This is a genomic window from Alteraquisediminimonas sediminicola (assembly GCF_019740335.1).
Taxonomy (GTDB): domain Bacteria; phylum Pseudomonadota; class Alphaproteobacteria; order Sphingomonadales; family Sphingomonadaceae; genus Alteraquisediminimonas; species Alteraquisediminimonas sediminicola.
Window position 1 is genome coordinate 192,121 of sequence record NZ_JAHXZS010000003.1, and the last position, 19,000, is coordinate 211,120.

Annotated in this window: 17 protein-coding genes and 2 pseudogenes; 16 read left to right on the plus strand and 3 right to left on the minus strand. The window is 57.2% G+C overall.

What is annotated here, in order from left to right:
* Positions 1-333: 333 nt before the first annotated feature.
* The 16 genes and pseudogenes from K6117_RS08870 to K6117_RS08940 all read left to right on the plus strand — a co-directional run.
* A protein-coding gene (locus K6117_RS08870) for an IS3 family transposase (protein ID WP_221794079.1) occupies positions 334-1,457 on the plus strand; the annotation gives its coding sequence in 2 pieces (ribosomal slippage) (positions 334-583 and positions 583-1,457; 1,125 coding nt in all).
* A 125-nt stretch (positions 1,458-1,582) separates the two neighbouring features.
* Positions 1,583-1,666, plus strand: coding sequence for a pyrroloquinoline quinone precursor peptide PqqA (gene pqqA / locus K6117_RS14635; RefSeq protein ID WP_221794292.1), 84 nt, complete (start codon positions 1,583-1,585; stop codon positions 1,664-1,666).
* 7 nt (positions 1,667-1,673) lie between these two features.
* Positions 1,674-2,576 carry a pyrroloquinoline quinone biosynthesis protein PqqB gene (gene pqqB / locus K6117_RS08880; protein WP_221794294.1) on the plus strand — a complete coding sequence of 301 codons (903 nt, stop codon included), beginning with the start codon at positions 1,674-1,676 and terminating at the stop codon, positions 2,574-2,576.
* Positions 2,573-3,313: a pyrroloquinoline-quinone synthase PqqC gene (gene pqqC, locus K6117_RS08885; RefSeq protein WP_221794081.1), complete on the plus strand. Its 741-nt coding sequence runs from the start codon at positions 2,573-2,575 to the stop codon at positions 3,311-3,313. The genes pqqB and pqqC overlap by 4 nt, the downstream gene beginning before the upstream one ends.
* Positions 3,313-3,585, plus strand: coding sequence for a pyrroloquinoline quinone biosynthesis peptide chaperone PqqD (gene pqqD / locus K6117_RS08890; RefSeq protein WP_221794082.1), 273 nt, complete (start codon positions 3,313-3,315; stop codon positions 3,583-3,585). The genes pqqC and pqqD overlap by 1 nt, the downstream gene beginning before the upstream one ends.
* A gap of 17 nt (positions 3,586-3,602) precedes the next feature.
* Positions 3,603-4,670 carry a pyrroloquinoline quinone biosynthesis protein PqqE gene (pqqE, locus tag K6117_RS08895; RefSeq protein WP_221794084.1) on the plus strand — a complete coding sequence of 356 codons (1,068 nt, stop codon included), beginning with the start codon at positions 3,603-3,605 and terminating at the stop codon, positions 4,668-4,670.
* A gap of 4 nt (positions 4,671-4,674) precedes the next feature.
* Positions 4,675-5,685, plus strand: a complete 1,011-nt coding sequence (gene pip / locus K6117_RS08900; protein WP_221794086.1) for a prolyl aminopeptidase — start codon at positions 4,675-4,677, stop codon at positions 5,683-5,685.
* A 77-nt stretch (positions 5,686-5,762) separates the two neighbouring features.
* The gene (locus K6117_RS08905; protein WP_221794088.1) at positions 5,763-7,052 is read left to right on the plus strand and encodes an MFS transporter; all 1,290 of its coding nucleotides are present in this window, start codon (positions 5,763-5,765) and stop codon (positions 7,050-7,052) included.
* Between the two features lie 188 nt (positions 7,053-7,240).
* Positions 7,241-7,456 carry a DUF3489 domain-containing protein gene (locus K6117_RS08910; RefSeq protein ID WP_221794090.1) on the plus strand — a complete coding sequence of 72 codons (216 nt, stop codon included), beginning with the start codon at positions 7,241-7,243 and terminating at the stop codon, positions 7,454-7,456.
* A complete protein-coding gene (locus K6117_RS08915; protein ID WP_221794092.1) occupies positions 7,453-7,902 on the plus strand; it encodes a DUF2924 domain-containing protein in 450 nt (149 codons plus the stop codon). Before K6117_RS08910 ends, K6117_RS08915 begins: the two co-directional genes overlap by 4 nt.
* Positions 7,895-9,571, plus strand: coding sequence for a recombinase family protein (locus K6117_RS08920; RefSeq protein WP_221794093.1), 1,677 nt, complete (start codon positions 7,895-7,897; stop codon positions 9,569-9,571). The genes K6117_RS08915 and K6117_RS08920 overlap by 8 nt, the downstream gene beginning before the upstream one ends.
* Before the next feature lie 686 nt (positions 9,572-10,257).
* On the plus strand, positions 10,258-11,766 hold the full coding sequence (locus tag K6117_RS08925) for a site-specific DNA-methyltransferase (protein WP_221794095.1): 1,509 nt from the start codon (positions 10,258-10,260) through the stop codon (positions 11,764-11,766).
* The gene (locus K6117_RS08930) at positions 11,756-12,271 is read left to right on the plus strand and encodes a DUF5681 domain-containing protein (RefSeq protein WP_221794097.1); all 516 of its coding nucleotides are present in this window, start codon (positions 11,756-11,758) and stop codon (positions 12,269-12,271) included. Before K6117_RS08925 ends, K6117_RS08930 begins: the two co-directional genes overlap by 11 nt.
* A complete protein-coding gene (terL, locus tag K6117_RS08935; protein WP_221794099.1) occupies positions 12,261-13,748 on the plus strand; it encodes a phage terminase large subunit in 1,488 nt (495 codons plus the stop codon). Before K6117_RS08930 ends, terL begins: the two co-directional genes overlap by 11 nt.
* 506 nt (positions 13,749-14,254) lie before the next feature.
* Positions 14,255-14,554 (plus strand): annotated as a pseudogene (locus K6117_RS14640) (ankyrin repeat domain-containing protein); the annotation flags it as partial.
* Between the two features lie 113 nt (positions 14,555-14,667).
* Positions 14,668-14,961 (plus strand): annotated as a pseudogene (locus tag K6117_RS08940) (integrase core domain-containing protein); the annotation flags it as partial.
* Positions 14,962-15,557: 596 nt separating this feature from the next.
* On the opposite strand, the gene K6117_RS08945 reads toward K6117_RS08940, so the two are convergent.
* The 3 genes from K6117_RS08945 to lpdA form a co-directional block, all read right to left on the minus strand.
* Entirely contained in the window at positions 15,558-16,793 is a 1,236-nt protein-coding gene (locus tag K6117_RS08945; protein WP_221794101.1) for a cytochrome P450, read from the minus strand.
* Positions 16,794-16,824: 31 nt separating this feature from the next.
* Positions 16,825-17,469, minus strand: coding sequence for a cysteine hydrolase family protein (locus K6117_RS08950; protein ID WP_221794102.1), 645 nt, complete (start codon positions 17,467-17,469; stop codon positions 16,825-16,827).
* A gap of 79 nt (positions 17,470-17,548) precedes the next feature.
* Entirely contained in the window at positions 17,549-18,958 is a 1,410-nt protein-coding gene (lpdA, locus tag K6117_RS08955; RefSeq protein WP_221794104.1) for a dihydrolipoyl dehydrogenase, read from the minus strand.
* Positions 18,959-19,000: the final 42 nt, after the last annotated feature.

Here is a 19,000-nt window from a genome sequence, read left to right on the forward strand (position 1 = left end):
GTTCCTACAGTATCAATTTCCCTGCACGGCATTTAATCTTATTCTCTGTTGAGCCGCAGAAATCTATGGCTTGCGAGGCTGATAACGGCTGGAAATGCCTTGGAAGCTTTTGAAACTCGCTAAACTTTCGGGAGGGCCAGGAGTTTCCGACGGAGGCCTGTTCGCTCCAGCCAGTGTCCGCCACCACCTATTATCGTTTGATTGCAGATTCTTGTGCCTTTTTGTGTAGGGCTGCGTGACCCGCGTATTTCCGCGGGTGAGGTGACATAATGAAAGTGGTCCAGTTGCAAAGTTAGCTATTCCGGCGGATTTTCTTGTTGAGGAGAGACGTCGATGAAACAGAAGCGGTTTTCAACTGAGCAGATAGTGGCGGTTTTAAAGCAGGCTGATCTGGGCCTTCCGGTGTCGGATCTGATCCGCCAGATCGGGATTTCCGAACAGACCTTTTACCGGTGGAAGCGGCAATATGCTGGACTGGAGTCAGAGCAGGTCCGCGAGCTCAAGCAGGTCGTCGAGGAAAATGCGCGCCTGAAGAAGCTGGTCGCGGAGCTTAGCCTCGACAAGGCAGTGCTGCAGGATGTTCTGTCAAAAAAGTTCCCGGGCCGGCGCTCATGAAAGAGGTTGTAGCCTATGTCGTGTCGTCACACGGCTACAGCGGGCGCCGTGCCTGCCAGGTGACAGGCCAACATCGATCGACCCAGCGCAAACCCAGCACGCGGGATCCGCGTGCCGAGATCCGCCAGCGGATGCACGAGATCATCGCGACGCGGATCCGTTATGGCTATCGACGGGTCCACATCATGCTGAAGCGCGAAGGCTGGCAGGTCGGTCGCAATGTTGTTTATCGGCTTTATCGCGAGGAAGGCTTGGTCTTGCGGACCAAGCAGCCCCGCCGTCGCAAGATGGTCGTACACCGGGAAGGACGTTGTCAGCCCCAACGTCCTAACGAGGCATGGAGCCTGGACTTCGTCCATGATCAGCTCAGCAATGGCCAGAAGTTTCGATCACTGACCGTGGTTGACGTGTTCAGCCGAGAGGCGCTGGCGATCGAGGTTGGGCAGCGCCTGCGCGGCGAGCATGTCGTCGAGGTACTCAATCGACTGGTCCGGCAGCGTGGAGCACCGAAATATCTGTTTGCCGATAATGGCAGCGAATTTACGGGCCGTCTGGTTGATCTTTGGGCATACCATCATGGTGTCAGGATCGACTTCAGCCGTCCGGGAAAACCCACGGATAATGCCTATATCGAGACGTTCAATGGCTCATTCCGGGATGAATGCCTGAACCTGCATTGGTTTGAATCGATCCCGGAGGCCAAGCGCCTGATTGAGGTCTGGAGGCGGGACTATAATGAGAGCCGTCCTCACATGGCTCTTGGCAATCTGACCCCGGACGAATATCTTGCCGGGCAAGCAACTTGGCCTGCCCCGATCGGGGCAGGCCAAGCCGGAAACTAACGCTGGTTCTGGACCACCAAGCCCAAGCACTTCAGGCCAGTCAGGCATTCGTTGTTGCGTGTTGATGGCCGCATGCCCTATGCAATAAACCCGCTTTGCGGGACAATAAACTATAGGAGTAGAGCATGACCTGGAAGACCCCTAAAATTGTCGAAATCGCCCTTGGCGCTGAAATCAACTGCTACGCTTGCGCCGAACTCAAGGCCTGAAACACGCATGAAAATCGTGGTTCTGGGGGCGGCGGCCGGTGGCGGTTTTCCTCAGTGGAACTCCAACGCAATTGGCTGCCAACGGGCGAGGGCCAGCGATCTCGCAGCTCCCCCCAGAACCCAAGCAAGCCTCGCTGTCAGCGGCGACGGACAACATTGGCACCTGCTGAATGCATCCCCCGATCTGCGTCAGCAGATCAATCAGACCGAGGAATTGCACCCCAAGTCCGGCTTGCGGTCGACCCCTATTTCGAGCGTGATCCTCACCGGGGGTGATGTCGATGTCATTGCTGGCCTATTGACGCTTCGCGAGCGACAGCCGTTCACCGTGTTTGCCACGCAACGAATTCTCGACATCCTCGACGCCAATCCGATCTTCGAAGTGCTCGCCCGTGATGTCGTGGTGCGAAAGGCGATTGCCCTTGATCAGACCATTGCGCTGGCAGGAGGCCTCACGCTTGAACTGTTTGCGGTCCCGGGCAAGATCCCGCTTTACCTTGAAGCAGATGACGAAATGCCAGCGCTAACCGCTGACGAAACAACTGTAGCAGCAGTGATTTCGGATGGTTCACACCGCCTCTTTTACATCCCGGGATGCGCGGCTGTGCCTGATGCGCTCGCGTCGCGTCTGGCACATGCAGACGTGCTGTTCTTTGATGGCACGCTATGGCGCGACGACGAAATGGTCACCGCCGGCATTGGCACAAAAACCGGTCGTCGCATGGGTCATATGAGCCTGAGCGATCCCGGCGGCACGATCGAGACGTTTCGCGACATTTCGATCGGCCGCAAATTCCTGATCCATATGAATAATTCCAATCCAGTCCTCCTTGCCAACTCAGCGGAACGAGCCGAAGCGGAAGACGCGGGCTGGACCGTCACTCATGACGGCCTGAGAGTCGAAATATGAACAAACGACTGCTTTCACCCGACGAGCTGGAGGTCGCGCTGCGCGATATCGGTACCAAGCGCTATCACAACCGCCATGCGTTCCATCGCCTGTTGCATGATGGCCAGCTAAATCGCGGCCAGGTTCAAGCATGGGCGCTCAACCGCTACTATTATCAGGCTGCGATCCCCGTGAAGGATTCCCTGATCATGGCGCGCTTCGAAACCTCGGAATTACGACGGGAATGGCGCCGCCGGATCGAGGATCACGACGGGAGAGATGGTGCCCCGGGCGGCATCGAGCGCTGGCTGAAACTGGCGGAAGGGGTCGGCCTGGATCGGGCCATGGTCAAACGCGCCGAAGCGATCTTGCCCGAGACCCGCTTCGCCGTAGATGCCTATGTCCATTTCGTGCGCGATCGCACAATACTGGAGGCCGTCGCCTCATCTCTGACCGAACTGTTTTCACCGTCCATCATTTCAGAGCGCGTATCCGGCATGCTGGCCAATTATGACTGGGTCACATCGGATACGCTCGCCTACTTTACGCCAAGATTGACGCAGGCGCCTCAGGATAGCGAGTTCGCATTAACCTACGTCAAGCGACATGCCGACACAGTCGAAAAACAGCAGGCAGTGCTGGGCGCACTTTGTTTCAAATGCAACGTGCTCTGGTCCCAACTCAACGGGCTGTATCTTGCCTATGTCGCCCCTGGCATGATCCCGCCAGGTGCCTTCGTCCCCGGGCAAGACACCTGATGTCTAAATCGGATCGCATTCCCCGCTTTCGCCGGGGAACGAAACTCCGGTTCGACAAGACCCGCAGCACATGGGTGGTGTTGGCACCGGAAAGATTGTTCATGCCGGATGAGATTGGGACTGAAATCCTGAAACTCGTGGATGGTCAGCGGTCAATCCGTGTCATTTCGCTTGAACTGGCTGGCCAGTTCAATGCGCCCCTCGATGTAGTAGAGCCGGACGTAATCGCAGTGCTGGAAGGTCTGGTAATGAAGGGAGCAATGGAATTGTGACCCAACTGACACCTCCCATGGGGCTGATCGCGGAGTTGACACACCGGTGCCCGCTCCAATGTGCCTATTGCTCCAATCCACTCTCGCTGGATCCGCCCCCAGACGAGTTGACGACCGACGAATGGCGACGTGTACTGGACGAGGCGGCTGAAATTGGCGTCCTGCAATTACACTTGACCGGCGGTGAACCGATGGCCCGGCGCGACCTGGTCGAGCTGGTTTCCCACGCGACCAATATCGGGCTTTACACCAACCTTATCACATCCGGCGTGTTACTCGATGATGATGCGATGGAACGCCTGCTGGCGGCCGGGATTGAACATATCCAACTAAGCTTCCAGGATGCAGTACCAGAAAGTGCAGATCGTTTCGGCGGCTACCGTGGTGGTCATGCCAAGAAACTTGAGGCCGCTCGCCGCATACACGATGCGGGTATGCCGCTCACCGCCAACTTCGTCATTCATCGCCAGAATATTGAGCGCCTTGAGGACATGTTGACCCTGGGTGAGCAGCTTCGTGCCGATCGCATCGAGATCGCACATACTCAATATTATGGCTGGGCATTGCTCAACCGCACTGCCCTACTCCCGACTGCGGAACAGTTGGAATTTGCCAATCAAATAGTCACTGATGCACGGGACCGCCTGTTGGGCCGGATAACGATCGACTATGTGGTGCCAGACTATTATGCGGCCCGCCCCAAGGCGTGTATGGGCGGCTGGGGTAACCGCTTCATCAACATTTCGCCAAGCGGCAAGGCATTGCCATGCCATGCGGCCGAAACCATTCCCGACCTGACTTTCCCGTCGGTCCGGGAGCACAGCCTGTCGTCCATTTGGACGGGCTCGCCTGCCTTTGCCCGGTTCCGCGGCACTGACTGGATGCCGGACCCTTGCCACAGTTGCGAGCGGCGCGAAATCGACTGGGGCGGCTGCCGCTGTCAGGCACTGGCATTGACCGGAGATGCAACTGCCACTGACCCCGCCTGTGCCAAGGCACCCTCCCACTTCGTCATGGCAGCGGCCATCCGGCAAACGGCCGATGCCGGCCTTGATTTTGTGCCGCGCCGCCTGAAAGGGGCCTGAGACCATGACGGCGTTACGGACATTATATCCGCCCATCGAGCCTTATGAGACCGGCACCCTTGATGTCGGAGATGGCCATGTCCTCTATTATGAACGCAGTGGGACACGCGGTGCCAAGCCTGCCATATTCCTGCACGGCGGACCGGGAGGCGGGATATCCGCCAAGCATCGCCAGCTATTCGACCCGAAGCTGTACGATGTGCTGCTCTTCGACCAGCGTGGTTGTGGCAGATCGACACCATATGCCGAACTCGAGCACAACACGACCTGGCACCTGGTCGCCGACATCGGAAAACTGCATCAACTCATGGGTACGGAACAATGGTTGGTATTCGGCGGTTCCTGGGGATCGTCATTGGCGCTGGCCTATGCAGAAACCTATCCGGAACATGTGAGCGAACTGGTGCTGCGCGGTGTCTTCACCTTGCGCCAGGCCGAACTGGATTGGTATTACCAGTACGGGGCATCAGAAATTTTCCCGGACCATTGGGCTGATTTTCTTGCCCCAATCCCGTCCACAGAGCGCCATGATCCACTCATGGCCTATCGCAAGTTGCTCACCGGCAACGATGAAGCTGCCCGATTGCAAGCAGCCGCCGCATGGACACTATGGGAAGGTCGTACATTGAACCTGATGCCTGAATCACTAACCGGAACCGGGTTTGTTGATCAGCACTTCGCGCTCGCCTTTGCACGGATTGAAAATCACTATTTCATCCACCAGGGCTGGCTGGAAGAAGGGCAGTTGATCGACAACGCAGGACGCTTGAAGGGCATTCGAGGTACGATTGTACAGGGCCGCTACGACATGGTCTGTCCAGCCCGCACCGCCTATGATCTGCATCAGGCCTGGCCCGATGCCGATTTCGCATTGGTAGAAGGCGCGGGCCACTCGTATCTCGAGCCCGCTACCCTGGACCGCTTGATCCGTGCGACGGAGCATTATGCGTTGGCCCCCACCTTGCCACGCCTCGACCCGTGCAGTAGCGACATCCCCTCCGCTGCAACACGGTGACTACCCCCCCCACCAATTCGGTCAATGGGCTTCCGGCACCTCGACGCCACTGGGCCGCAATTGCGATCTGGCTGGCAATGGCCATGACGGTCCTGGACAGCTCCATTGCGAACGTGGCGTTGCCTGTCATCGCTCGCGATCTCGGCACAAGTCCGATTGCCTCGATATGGATCGTGAACAGCTATCAGTTGGCGATCGTAATGACATTGTTCATATTTGCCGCCATCGGTGAGATTGCCGGCTATCGACCAGTATATTTGCTGGGGTTGTTCATCTTCATCATGGCGTCCGCCAAATGCGCCCTTTCCGATCATCTGCCGGCACTTGTGGTGGCGCGGTTTGTCCAGGGCCTCGGTGCAGCCGCGATCATGAGCGTAAACGGCGCCTTGGTTCGCTTCACCTTTCCTGCCGGGCATCTGGGGCGCGCCATGGGTTACAATGCGGTGGTGATTGCCATTTCGGCGACTGTGGCACCGATGGTAGCAGGAACAGTACTATCGTTGGTATCGTGGCGCTGGCTATTTGGCATCAACTTGCTGTTCGGGCTGTTGGCGTTAGCAGCCGGCTATCGCTGCCTCCCGGATGCGCGCGGTCGGTGGCGACTATTTGACCTACGCTCCGCCGCGTTGAGCGCATTGTCTCTCAGTGGACTGTTCCTGGGCATGTCCGTCACAGCGCAACATGGCGTTGGGCCATGGAGCCTCGCTGGCGTTGTGCTCTTCCTGACTGCAGGCGCCATCGCCATAGGACGTGCCAACCAGCAGGATCAGCCGCTCATCCCCATCGACCTGACCCGCATGCCGGTCCTGCGAAATGCATATGCCGCGTCCTTGTGTACTTTCGCCGCACAGATGATCGTAATGGTTTCCTTGCCATTCTACCTTCATCTGAACTTCAGATTGTCTCCATGGGAAACGGGTTTGATCATGACACCCATCCCGCTTGGCCTTGCCTTGCTTGCACCATTGGCAGGTCGATTATCCGATCATGCCAGCCACGCCTTGATTGGCGGTGCTGGCCTGTGCCTTTCTGCGGCCGGGTTCATTGCCTTTGCCGTGCTGCCTGCTTTTCTGCCCTTGCGTGCCACACTGATCATGTGCGGCTTTTTGTGCGGCGCCGGCTTTGGTTTGTTTCAGGCGCCCAACAATCGGAAAATGATCGGGGCAGCGCCACGTGAGCGCAGTGGAGCGGCTGCAGGTATGCTCGCCGTATCGCGGCTCGCGGGACAAACTGCTGGTGCGATGATGGCGGCTTTCCTGATCCGCCATAATGGAACTGCGAGCAATGCTTTCTTTTACGTGGCGGCGGCGCTTGCACTTCTGGGAGCCTTGCTGACCCCTGCAACTGTTCAGCGGCTTGCCAGATGACCTGACAAATGTGCCGATCCAATACCAAACCCCTCAAGTTTCCACTCGACTTCGCTGTCAGTTCGAGCATTGGTGTGAACGTGAATCGCGGGCCATGGAGTGGGGCCGCGCGCCCTGAAGGTCTATCCTTACAGGGCATTGGGTGTTGGAAGCGGTGAGGTGCCGCTTCCTTGCCAAGGAGGCCACCCATGACGACACTCAAAGCCCCCACCAAGATCGATGGAGTAATTGATCTGCTGCACCGCGACTGCGGCGCGACCTTGACCGAGCTGGCGGAGGTCACCGGCTGGCTGCAACACACGACGCGTGCGGCCCTGAGCGGCCTGCGCAAAAAGGGTCATCCCATCAGCAAATATATGCGCGATGGGGTGACTGCCTATCAGATCACGGCGGCCCGGTTATGAGCACGCTGGACGAACAACTGGCAGCACTCACGACATTGTCGACGATGCTGCTCCGCGCCGAATGGCTGCGTCTCCATAAGGTGCCGGCACCAGCCATGACTAACGACCTGCTCCGACGCGGCATCGCGCACCGGCTGCAGGAGCGCGCCAAGGGCGGCATGCCTTCTGGTACTGTACGGGAGCTTGGTCGACTGTGCCGACATTATGCCCGAACGGGTGCGGTGGAGGCAGCGCAGCCCAGCCGGATCAAGCCCGGCACCCGGCTGGTGCGTGGCTGGGGCGGTGAAAGCCACCATGTGGTGGTGCTGGAGACTGGCTATCTCTACCGTGATCAGAACTACACTTCCCTGAGCCAGATCGCTGCCGGGATCACAGGCGCCAAATGGTCCGGCCCTCGCTTCTTCGGGCTGATCAAACGCAAGATGGTGGAGGTCGCTCATGCGTAATGCCAAGGGGTGTTCAACACCCAAGTCCATCCGCTGTGCCATCTATACCCGCAAATCCACGGAAGAAGGATTGGAGCAGGACTTCAACAGCCTTGATGCCCAGCGTGAAGCCTGTGCTGCCTATATACTGAGCCAGCGTCATGAGGGTTGGACACTGGTCCCTGACCTTTATGATGACGGTGGGTATTCCGGCGGCAACATGGATCGCCCTGCCCTGAAGGCCGTCCTTGCCGAAGTGGCTGCCAAGCGGATTGATGTGATCGTGGTCTACAAGGTCGACCGGCTCACGCGCAGCCTGTCGGACTTTGCCCGGATTGTGGATGTGCTTGATGACGCGGACGCCAGCTTCGTGTCTGTCACCCAGTCCTTCAATACGACCACCAGCATGGGGCGCCTGACCCTGAATGTGCTGCTGTCCTTCGCGCAGATCGAACGCGAGGTGACCGGCGAACGTATCCGCGACAAGATTGCCGCGTCCAAGGCCAAGGGCATGTGGATGGGTGGTCAGGTGCCACTTGGCTATGATCTGGATGATCGCAAGCTGACCATCAATCCGACTGAAGCTGACACTGTCCGCCATATCTTTGAGCGCTATGCGGCCTTGGGTTCTGGCAAGGCGCTAATGGTGGAGCTTGATGCAGCCGGCATCAGGAGCAAAGCAAGGATCAATCGCCACGGTCGCGCCTATGGCCAGAACTCCATCAGCCGTGGCGCCTTATATGCCATGTTGCAGAACCGGCTATATCTCGGGGAGGTGGTCCACAAAGGCCAATGCTATCCCGGCCAGCATGCGGGCATTATCGACGCAGACCTCTTCGATCAGGTGCAGTTGCAACTGAAGACAGCGAGGGTGGATCGACGACTGGGGAGCAATGCCGTTGAACCAAGTCTTCTTGCGGGACTGATGGTCGATGGACATGGGCGTCGGCTGTCACCAAGCCATGCCGTCAAAAAGGGCCGGCAGTATCGTTATTATGTCTCGCAGAATGACGGGGCAGAAGCCTCAGGTGAACCATGTTGGCGGATCAGCGCCAATGACATCGAGACATTGGTGTGTGCCAAGGTCAAGCAAGCCATCCACGATGCCATGCATCAGCGCATGGCCAGTGGCGATCTATCGGGCGATGTTATTACCCGCATGAACAGGAACGCCGGTCAAATCCGGCAATTGCTGGAGGATCAAGTTCCGGCAAATGTGCGCGAGGCGCTCCTATCTGTGATTCAGCGCATTCAGATCAGCCAAGCCAGTCTCGACATCCAACTCAATGTCTCGACCATTGATTCGGCGCTGGGGGAAACCGCGCCCATCACGATCGCCAGCAAGATCGGCTTTGTCCGATCTGACAAACAAGTCCGCATTCACATCCCGCCGGTCATTGATGAAGCCAATCGACCGCGTAACCCGATATTGCTCAAACTGATCGCGCAGGCATTCACGGCAAGGCAGGAGTTGGAAGCCGGTGGTTCATTCGATGAAGTCGCCACACACATCGGTTGCAGTCGCGAGCATCTCGCTGATCTAATCCGCACCAGCTATCTGGCACCGTCCATCATCAAGGCCATCATGGATGGAGAGCATCCCCCAACCCTCACCCGCAAGCAACTGGTCGAGACGAGCAGGATCCCGCTTGATTGGGAGAGTCAGCACAAGATGTTCGGGTTCGGCTGAACCAACTAACCCAACGGAAACAGTACGGGGCTTCGGCCCCGTTTCTTGTTCCAGAGCTACCCAGAAATCTCGGGCGTACCATCTTGGCCTTTGGAGATATCGCGCCATATCTGCGCACGAACCTCGGCCCAAATGGTCTCCACAAAGCGGTGGGCAGATGCAGGCCCGCGCAAGCGACCCATAATGCGGACTATTTTCAGGGTATATGTGGAATATCCCGGCGTCTCTCAAAACGCGGAATGTTTGGTGCGCGGCGCAGTCCAGACCGAACCGGTCTCCTCGGACCGGTAGCTGTTTTAGGGCCAAATAACAGGCTCTACGCGATATCTGGTACGTCGACTGCGACACAGATTGCATTTATCCCTCTGAGAAATGGCTGAAATCTTCATATTTCCATGAAATTGAAACTGACAATTTCAGGCCAGAACAGCTTCCACCTGACCATGGTCAGGCTGCCGGGTAAGGTCCGACCCATACCGTTTGACGAAGGATTATACATCTGAATCAGCATCTTGAGTTAAATCCAAAGCTGTGCCATAAGACTAACTGGCTCAAGCGGGGCATTCTTTAGGCAGCACCGATACCATCGAGCCAACACCACGCCGCTGACGAAGCGGCGGGTGAGTTGTGCTGCCTCGCCTCCACCTCTCCCCCGCTGTTTTTGTCATCGCCCGACATTGGAGTTGATGATGAAACTATCACCAGAAGACCAGAAGCGCCGCGAACTCGCGGCAGTGAAAGCTGCCCTTGGCCCCGGCAAGACAATCAGCCAGTTGATGCAACTGCCGATCGACCAACTCAAGTCGTATGACCGCCAGGCTCGCACCCATAACGACAAGCAGATCGATACCATTGCTCGCTCGATGCAGGCATTCGGCTGGATCAATCCCGTACTCATCGACAGGCACAATGTGATCGTTGCGGGCGAAGGGCGATTGAAAGCTGCCAAACGACTCGGCCTGACCCATGCCCCCTGCCTGCGTATCGAAGGCCTGAGCCCGGATGAATTGCGCGCCTATCGGCTGGCTGACAATCGCCTGGCAGAGCTTGCCGGCTGGGACGAGCAGATCGTGACCATCGAGCTCCAGCATCTGACCAGCATCGATCTCGATTTCAACATCGAGGTGCTGGGCTGGAACATGCCGGTGATCGACATCATGTTCGATGCCCATGCCAGTGCACCCGGAAATCTGGATGACGCACCTGATGCTGCCGATGACATCCCCGCAGAAGGCACGCGCGCGGTCTCGCGTATCGGCGATTTGTGGCTGCTTGGTCGCCACAGGGTGCTGTGCAGTTCTGCACTGAATCCGGTCGCGTATACCGTCCTGCTCAAAGGAGAAAAAGTACGCCTGATCGTCCAGGATCCGCCATGGAATTGTAAAATAAGCTATATTTCCGGGTCCGGCACCATCAAGCATCGCGAGTTCGTGATGGCCAGCGGCGAGATGTCGGATCCCCAGTTCCGGGAATTTCTCGCCACCCAGATCCACTGCAATGTCGCCCATGCCGTCCCGGGCGCGGTGATCGAGATCTTCATCGACTGGCGCGGCGTGGAGAAGGTCATTGCCGCTGGCATTGCCGAAGGGCTGGAATTGATCAATATCTGCGTCTGGTCAAAGACCAATGGCGGCATGGGCTCCCCCTGGCGCAGCGCCCACGAATTGGTGGTCGTATTCCGGAAGCCCGGCGCCCCGATCCGGGATCGCGTCAATCTCGGACGCCATGGCCGCTACCGCACCAATGTCTGGCATATGGCAGGGCAGAACAGTTTTGGCCCGGAACGGATGGAGGCCCTGACCAGCCATCCGACCAGCAAGCCCGTACAGCTGATCGCCGAGGCGATCCGGGACGTGACCGATATCGGTGACATCGTTCTGGACAGCTTCCTCGGATCCGGCACCACCGTGCTGGCAGCCGAGCGGACAGGCCGCATCGCGCGCGGGATGGAACTCGACCCGCTCTATGTGGATACCGTGATCCGTCGCTGGGAGAAGTTCACCGGCCAGCAGGCCATCCATGAGCAAAGCGGACGCACCTTCACCACGATCGAAGCCGAGTGCCTCGATCAAGCAGAGACGACAAATATCATCAAACCACCCGTGCGCCAGCGCGTGCGGGCTTCCCTGTCCGCGACCCCGGCGGGACTTCCTGCACAAGCTTCGACCTTAACGAAGGGCAACAATGATGACTGACTTCCTTTCCATGCCGCCAGTCCGCGTGAGGACCCGTATCCGCAACATGCCCGCTGACGATGGGGTATCCGCTCCCTCCCCCCGCCTTGTCGTCGATACCGACAACGGCGGGAAAAAGAAACGGCAGCCAAACCGTGGCAGCATGAAACCGGGCGAGACCCGGAACCCCAACGGGCGTCCCAAGGGCGCCAAAGGCATGAAACCGCTAGTCCGCAAGATACTCAGCGAAATGACCACCATCCGCACGGCCAAGGGCCCGCAGAAGATCTCGCTGTACCATGCCTTGCTGCTGAAGGAGATGGAGCTGGCCTTCAAGGGCGAATGGCGCGCCCGAGTGAACATGCTCCAGCTCGCGCGTTGGGCTATTCCCGAGGAAGGCCCCGACACGGCACCCAACGCCAGCAGCACCAACGACGAGACAGATCACCTGATCCTCCAGTGGTTCGAGGAAGAACTGCTCAAACGGTCGCAATCCGCACAGAAGGAGAGTGGCGATGGTCGCTAGGTCTGAGGTCGCCGCCGCGCTCGCTCGCCAGCGGCTGCTGCCAATGTTGATGTTTGCGTTTGCGATGCATCACCCGGGCGCGCCGCCCCTTGAACCAAGCTGGTATATCCAGGCGATGTGCCACTGGCTCGAGCGGGTGGCGAAAGGCGAACTCAGGCGATCCATGATCTGGATCCAGCCGCGAACGCTCAAGTCCTTCACGGTGGCGGTCGTATTTCCCTGCTGGTTGCTTGGGCGGAACCCGTCCGCCAGGATCATGGTGGCGACCTATGGCGGCACCCTTGCGCGGGATCATGCCATCAAGCGTCGCCAGATCATGGACAGCGACTGGTACCGTCAATTATTTCCGCGCACACAGCTTGCTGATCGCGGCAACCGGGACGGCGACCTCAACACCACGGATGGCGGCTATTGCATATGCGCGACGGTCGGCGGACCGGTCACAGGCCGTGGCGCCGATTTCATCCTGCTCGACGACTGCATGAAGGCAGAAGATGAGACCAGCGATGTCATGCAGGCAACCGTCAAGCGCTGGTTCTCCTCCACCCTGTCGACGCGCCGCAATGACAAGCGAACCAGTTCGATCCTTTCCATCCAGCAACGGATCAGCGAAGACGATCTCCCGGCCTATCTGCTGACCAAGGGCTATGACTGTCTCAGCCTGCCTGCTTTTGCCGGAAAGGAAGAGGACATCGCAATTGGCGAAGGCATCCACCATCACCGCAAACGCGGCGATCTGCTGGATCCGGTCCGGTTTCCGAAGGACGTGCTCGACGAGGAACGGCTCAATCTCGGGCCGCAGGCATATGAAGCCCAGTACATGCAGAACCCGGTTGCCCCGGCAGGCAATCTGCTCAAGATGGATCAGTTCCGCCGGTTCGAGCAACCGATTCCCCGTGAGCGGTTCGACCGGGTCATCCAAAGCTGGGATCCCGCAGCCAGTGAACTGCCAACCGCAGACTGGTCGGTATGCACCACCTGGGGCATGTTGGCGGATAGGCTCTTCCTGCTCCATATCTGGCGGGCCCGGGTTGATTATCCCGGCCTCAAGCGCGCGGTAATCTCGCAGCATCACGTCTGGAATGCAGATCACGTGATCATCGAGAGATCGAGCAATGGCCTGCCCCTCTGGCAACAATTAACCCGCGAGGGGCCCTTCCAGCCTGTCGCCTGGCCACCCAATGGCATCAGGCAACTGGACAAGGCCGAACGGCTCATCGCACAAACAGGGCAGATCGAGGAAGGTCGGGTATGGATACCGGCAGCACTAGACGGCCTCGATACCTTCCTCATGGAATTGCGGGCCTTCCCTAACAGCCGCTACGACGATCAGGTCGATACACTGACCCAGGTGCTGGAATATCTGTTCTGGCGGTGGAGACAGCTTGCCAAGGAATACACGAGCTCGGGCAGACCCAAAGCGTCTGTGCGTGGCAAGCGCCCGCCGCTGCCACCGCTGCCGGATTTTCTCCTGTGAGAATATCTCGATGCCAGACCATCCTTGTTTCATAAGGCCATTGGTACTGACGGGTGAGCTTGGCCCAGTCGAAGGTCTGGCCACGGACTGGTCGGCCGGGACCGTCCAGAGCTAAAGTCACGCGACCGCACCGCAGGGGCAGATACAAGATCTGAGGCCAGTTATGACGCTGGCGCAATCGCTGCGGGACACTCACCCTCGGCTGTTGACTGCTGCTAAGAATTGACCCGGGACCGACTACAGTGATCAAACCAAATGTCCCGCTAGATCGTCATCCTTAAAAATGAACTCATTTCGTGTTTAGCTTGTTTCCCAGATCAATCATCTTGTGCCGGCAACGCTTCTCGTTCAAAGTTTCAGACAGAGCCAATGCTGATTCCAAGTTTACTGACGATGAAAAATATAAATTACTTACAAACCATCATTTGGTGTAAAGAATTTACCTGCAATGCTGAGGCGTGAGTGTGGGGCTGATTCCAGAGGTCGAAGATAATTTGAGTAGGTCAATGGCAGCGCAGACAGTAGGAAATGCGCCGCGCACGCGGACCGCTGAATTTGTGCAGCCCCTGTTCCGCTTGGCGCTCATCAAGGGCGCAACATCCTCTGTGCTGCTCCACATTAGACGCGGAGCGCCGGTCAATGGTCGCGACAGCCGAGGCCTCACGCCACTCATGCTAGCTGCCACTGCCGGTCGTGGCGATATTTGCTCCCTGCTTATGAACGAGGGTGCTGATAATTCTCTGACCGCATCGGACGACAGGACCGCTTCTGATCTTGCAAGCGCTGCGGGCCATTCGCATCTGGCACTGGAGCTTGCCCCGAGAACTGCCACCGCAACAGCACCTGAATTATGCGCATTTAGCAATACAAGTGGGGTGTCTTCTGACGACCGAAATCATGCGTCCGGCTGCTCCGACGACGGCTGGTTGATCTTTGGGCATACCATCATGGTGTCAGGATCGACTTCAGCCGTCCGGGAAAACCCACGGATAATGCCTATATCGAGACGTTCAATGGCTCATTCCGGGATGAATGCCTGAACCTGCATTGGTTTGAATCGATCCCGGAGGCCAAGCGCCTGATTGAGGTCTGGAGGCGGGACTATAATGAGAGCCGTCCTCACATGGCTCTTGGCAATCTGACCCCGGACGAATATCTTGCCGGGCAAGCAACTTGGCCTGCCCCGATCGGGGCAGGCCAAGCCGGAAGCTAACGCTGGATCTGGACCACCAAACCCAAGCACTTCAAGGCGCAAATGCACTAACAATCAACTCGGACCACTCAGTGGGGGCCGGTCAGACCTCGCAAGCGCTCGCATGGTTTCGGGATGAGGGAAATCCCGGAGGGCTGTGGCATTACATACGCCAGGAGGCGGAGAAGCAGGAAGCCTTTCATCATCACTGCACGGTCAGGATGCGTGCGCCAGCTGGTATCAACCAGTTCATTTGCATGAATGGAAACAGTCTTACTATTGGGTCCGACCGCATCATCTGGCTTACCGAAGAAAATGCCCGAACTGCCAGCAATGCAGGATTTGTACGGCTGCCGGAGTAACGATTTCAGTCCGCACGAAGCGCCGCTGCACGCCCTCGGTGCTCCGGAAAGGTCCTGATAACGCAGCGGCGCGATCTGGGAACTGCTGCATGAACGCCGCTCTCAGCCGACTGCATCCAGACGGCCCAAAGGTTTGATATCTATTCGGAGGGCAGGTGATAGTTCGATAAGGCTGCCTGTCCCTCCGCAGGTGTTCACTGTATCATGACGTCGGTTCCCGTCTATTACGTCCCCATTATCCGTTTTGAAACCACTCTATGTATTCCAGACAAGCGGGAGACTGGCGACAGTGATCACGACCCCTCCACCGAAAACGAGGTCATCATCATTAGCGAGTGAGAAATCCGGTATTCTCTTGAGCCACTCCTCCAGCGTAATGGAGAGTTCGGCACGCGCCAGATTTGCGCCGGGGCAGATGTGGTTGCCCTTACCAAAACCAACTTGGAAATCGGACCGACGTGAGAAATCGACCGACCTAGCATGATCTGTAAATGCTTCGTCAAATCCAACAACAGGTGTCGCAGCAAGCACCATATCCCCCCGTTTGAGCTGCACACCGGCATATTCGCAATCCGTTCTGACTTCGCGCGATGTATTCGCAATCGAGTAGCGTCGGACTATTTCCTCCACAGCACCAGGGATCAACGAGGGATTCTCGACAAGCTGGCGGCGATGCTCTGGATTGCGCGCGAGAAACAGGAACATGAAACCCAGTTGGTTGATGACCGTGTCAAGCCCTCCAATAAGAATTTGAATACAGAACTTGAACATTTCATCCCAAGTAAGCGCTCTGCCATCAATCTTTCCGTTGATAATATCGGATAGCATATCATCGCCATCCTTGCCGAGACGCGCCTCGATGAACGGCCTCAGATAATCTTCGAGCTGCTTTCGAGTGGCGGCATAGCTGGTGCCGTCGCTGGCGCGGACGATCGCATCAGAGCACGCTTTAAGCATAGGGGCATCGGCAATCGGGAGTTGCACCAAACCCATAAACGCCCGGATCGGTAAATGTGCGGCATATTGCGTCATGAAATCGCATCGACCGTCAGCGATAAACGTCTCAATCAACTCGCCGCATATCTCTCTAATCGTTCCATGCAAATTACGAACGGCACGCGGCGAAAGGCCATTGTTCAACAGACGTCGATAATTCCGATGCTCTGGTACGTCGACGTTGGTAGGCAGCATATGATGCGCCTCTCCCGTCGATTTGGGGACGAATGTAACACGATTGGAGAAATATTCAGCGTTCGACAGGACATCGGCCACGAGCTTCCCATTGGCTGCGATCCAATGGCCTTCATTGTGGGGCGTCCACAATAGACCCAGATGATCTCGACCAGCCTCATATAGTCTCGCCCAAGGCTCATCAAAATTCTGCCCATTTCCGGAAAGCTGATAGAGATTGAAATCGATTACCCGATCATCAGGCACATTAGCGGGCCTATCAATACGCCCTGCGCCGACAGCAATATCATTATCAATCATGGCATTCTCCTCAATTTATGTATATTTTTCGTTATCCCGCAGAAATCTCTTCAATTATAATATCAGATGTTGAAACCCGGCCATATATTGGCAGTAAATCTGTCAATGTCCGCTCGCTATAATCACCTAAAAATCTATCTACGCAGTCCGACAACACGCATATTCCATATTCTCTTTCATTCCCGCTTCTTGCCGTCATTTGTATGCCAAAATCACAAGCAAGACCGACTATAATTAATATATTCCTTCCTATATTACGGAGAATTACTTCAAACTCACTGCAAGTAAAAGGGTCCACTTTTGCATTGTGTACGACATATTCTTCGCGGGTCAGATCGGGCTTCAGTTCATCGATGACCTCGCTTCCCCATTCACCCCGAACAGCCATGTTGCCCTCAACCACGCCCAAAACGCGCGCAGTGCCACGACAATAGCCTTGTCGACGCTCCCTGAGTTCCGGGTGTCCTGGCCTGAATGTCTCATTATGAAATATCACTGGTATTCCGGCATGCCGACAGGCCTGCAAAACAGATTTTATCCGTTTGAGGGTCCCCGATTCATCCAGATATCGAAATGCAATTTCGGCACCTCGACCATCCCTATGGGCGAAGTCATTCTGCATATGCGTAATAACTAATACTGTATCATTTACAGGTATCGGCGGGAACTCAGTCATGATTTGACTCCCTCAAATGTCACCCACTGTCAATTTACGCCAAAGGGCAGTTGGATCACTGCCAACACCAAGACACACCTTAAATATGTATCGCCCGGCCATAAGCCGCGAGCACGCTTTCGTGCATCGCTTCGCTGATCGTCGGATGCGCGAACACCGTCTGCATCAGCTCAACCTCGGTCGTCTCTAGCGTGCGCCCGACGACATAGCCCTGAATCAGCTCCGTCACTTCCGCGCCCACCATATGCGCGCCGAGCAATTCGCCGGTAGCCTCATCAAACACGGTTTTTACAAACCCTTCGGCTTCGCCCAGCGCAATCGCCTTGCCATTGCCGATGAACGGGAATTTGCCGACCTTGACCTTGTGGCCCGCTTCCTTGGCCTTGGCCTCGGTCATGCCAACAGAGGCGACCTGTGGGTGGCAATAGGTGCAGCCCGGGATGTTCGCCTTGTCCATCGCATGCGGATGCGCGTCCTTGCCCAGCGCTTGCGCGATATGCTCCGCCGCGATCACGCCTTCATGGCTCGCCTTATGCGCCAGCCACGGCGCGCCGGTCACATCGCCAATCGCATAGACGCCCGGCACATTGGTGCGGCAGAATGCGTCGGTGACGAGATGGCCACGATCCGTCGTGATATTGAGCGCCTCCAGCCCGATCGCCTCGGTATTCGGGACAATCCCCACCGCGACGATGACATGACTGAACTCTTCCGAGGTAATCTTGCCGTCCGCGCCCTTGATCTCGGCGGTGACGCCCTTGGCATCGGTCTTGATCGCCTGCACGCCCGTTGAAGGCCGAATATCCATACCCTGCTTGGTCAATGCCTTGAGCATGAACTCGCTCACATCCGCATCTTCCACCGGCATAATCCGGTCGAGCATTTCGACCACGGTCACAGCCGCGCCCATGTCGTTATAGAAGCTCGCAAACTCGATCCCGATGGCACCCGAGCCGATCACCAACAGCTTGGTCGGCATTTCCGGCGGGGTCATCGCATGGCGATAGGTCCAGATGCGTTCCCCATCCGCCTTGGCGAACGGCAGATCGCGCGCGCGCGCACCCGTGGCGATGATGATGTGCTTGGCCGTGACATTGGTCACCTGCCCGTCCTTGGTGACGGCCAGCGTGTCCTTGCCGGTCAATTTGCCATCGCCGAAATAGACAGTGATCTTGTTCTTCTTCATCAGGCCGGTCACGCCCTGATTGAGCTGCTTGGCGACACCGCGCGAGCGGGCGACGACCTTGGCCAGATCGAACCCCGGCTTTTCCACCGAGAGGCCATATTTCTCGGCCTGCTGCATGTAGTGGTAAATCTCCGACGAGCGCAGCAGCGCCTTGGTCGGGATGCAGCCCCAGTTGAGGCAGATGCCGCCGAGGCTCTCGCGCTCCACAATCGCGGTTTTCAGCCCCAATTGCGCCGCACGGATCGCCGCCACATAACCGCCCGGGCCAGAGCCAAGAATTACGAGATCATAATTGTTCGCCATGTAATTCTCGATCAAATGATTATCGGGGGAAATGTGTCGTGC

Bases quoted from the DNA above. Each gene is read 5' to 3' on its own strand.
- pqqA (WP_221794292.1), top strand. From the start codon at position 1,583: ATGACCTGGAAGACCCCTAAAATTGTCGAAATCGCCCTTGGCGCTGAA.
- pqqB (WP_221794294.1), top strand. From the start codon at position 1,674: ATGAAAATCGTGGTTCTGGGGGCGGCGGCCGGTGGCGGTTTTCCTCAG.
- pqqC (WP_221794081.1), top strand. From the start codon at position 2,573: ATGAACAAACGACTGCTTTCACCCGACGAGCTGGAGGTCGCGCTGCGC.
- pqqD (WP_221794082.1), top strand. From the start codon at position 3,313: ATGTCTAAATCGGATCGCATTCCCCGCTTTCGCCGGGGAACGAAACTC.
- pqqE (WP_221794084.1), top strand. From the start codon at position 3,603: ATGGGGCTGATCGCGGAGTTGACACACCGGTGCCCGCTCCAATGTGCC.
- pip (WP_221794086.1), top strand. From the start codon at position 4,675: ATGACGGCGTTACGGACATTATATCCGCCCATCGAGCCTTATGAGACC.
- K6117_RS08905 (WP_221794088.1), top strand. From the start codon at position 5,763: ATGGCCATGACGGTCCTGGACAGCTCCATTGCGAACGTGGCGTTGCCT.
- K6117_RS08910 (WP_221794090.1), top strand. From the start codon at position 7,241: ATGACGACACTCAAAGCCCCCACCAAGATCGATGGAGTAATTGATCTG.
- K6117_RS08915 (WP_221794092.1), top strand. From the start codon at position 7,453: ATGAGCACGCTGGACGAACAACTGGCAGCACTCACGACATTGTCGACG.
- K6117_RS08920 (WP_221794093.1), top strand. From the start codon at position 7,895: ATGCGTAATGCCAAGGGGTGTTCAACACCCAAGTCCATCCGCTGTGCC.
- K6117_RS08925 (WP_221794095.1), top strand. From the start codon at position 10,258: ATGATGAAACTATCACCAGAAGACCAGAAGCGCCGCGAACTCGCGGCA.
- K6117_RS08930 (WP_221794097.1), top strand. From the start codon at position 11,756: ATGATGACTGACTTCCTTTCCATGCCGCCAGTCCGCGTGAGGACCCGT.
- terL (WP_221794099.1), top strand. From the start codon at position 12,261: ATGGTCGCTAGGTCTGAGGTCGCCGCCGCGCTCGCTCGCCAGCGGCTG.
- K6117_RS08945 (WP_221794101.1), bottom strand. From the start codon at position 16,793: ATGATTGATAATGATATTGCTGTCGGCGCAGGGCGTATTGATAGGCCC.
- K6117_RS08950 (WP_221794102.1), bottom strand. From the start codon at position 17,469: ATGACTGAGTTCCCGCCGATACCTGTAAATGATACAGTATTAGTTATT.
- lpdA (WP_221794104.1), bottom strand. From the start codon at position 18,958: ATGGCGAACAATTATGATCTCGTAATTCTTGGCTCTGGCCCGGGCGGT.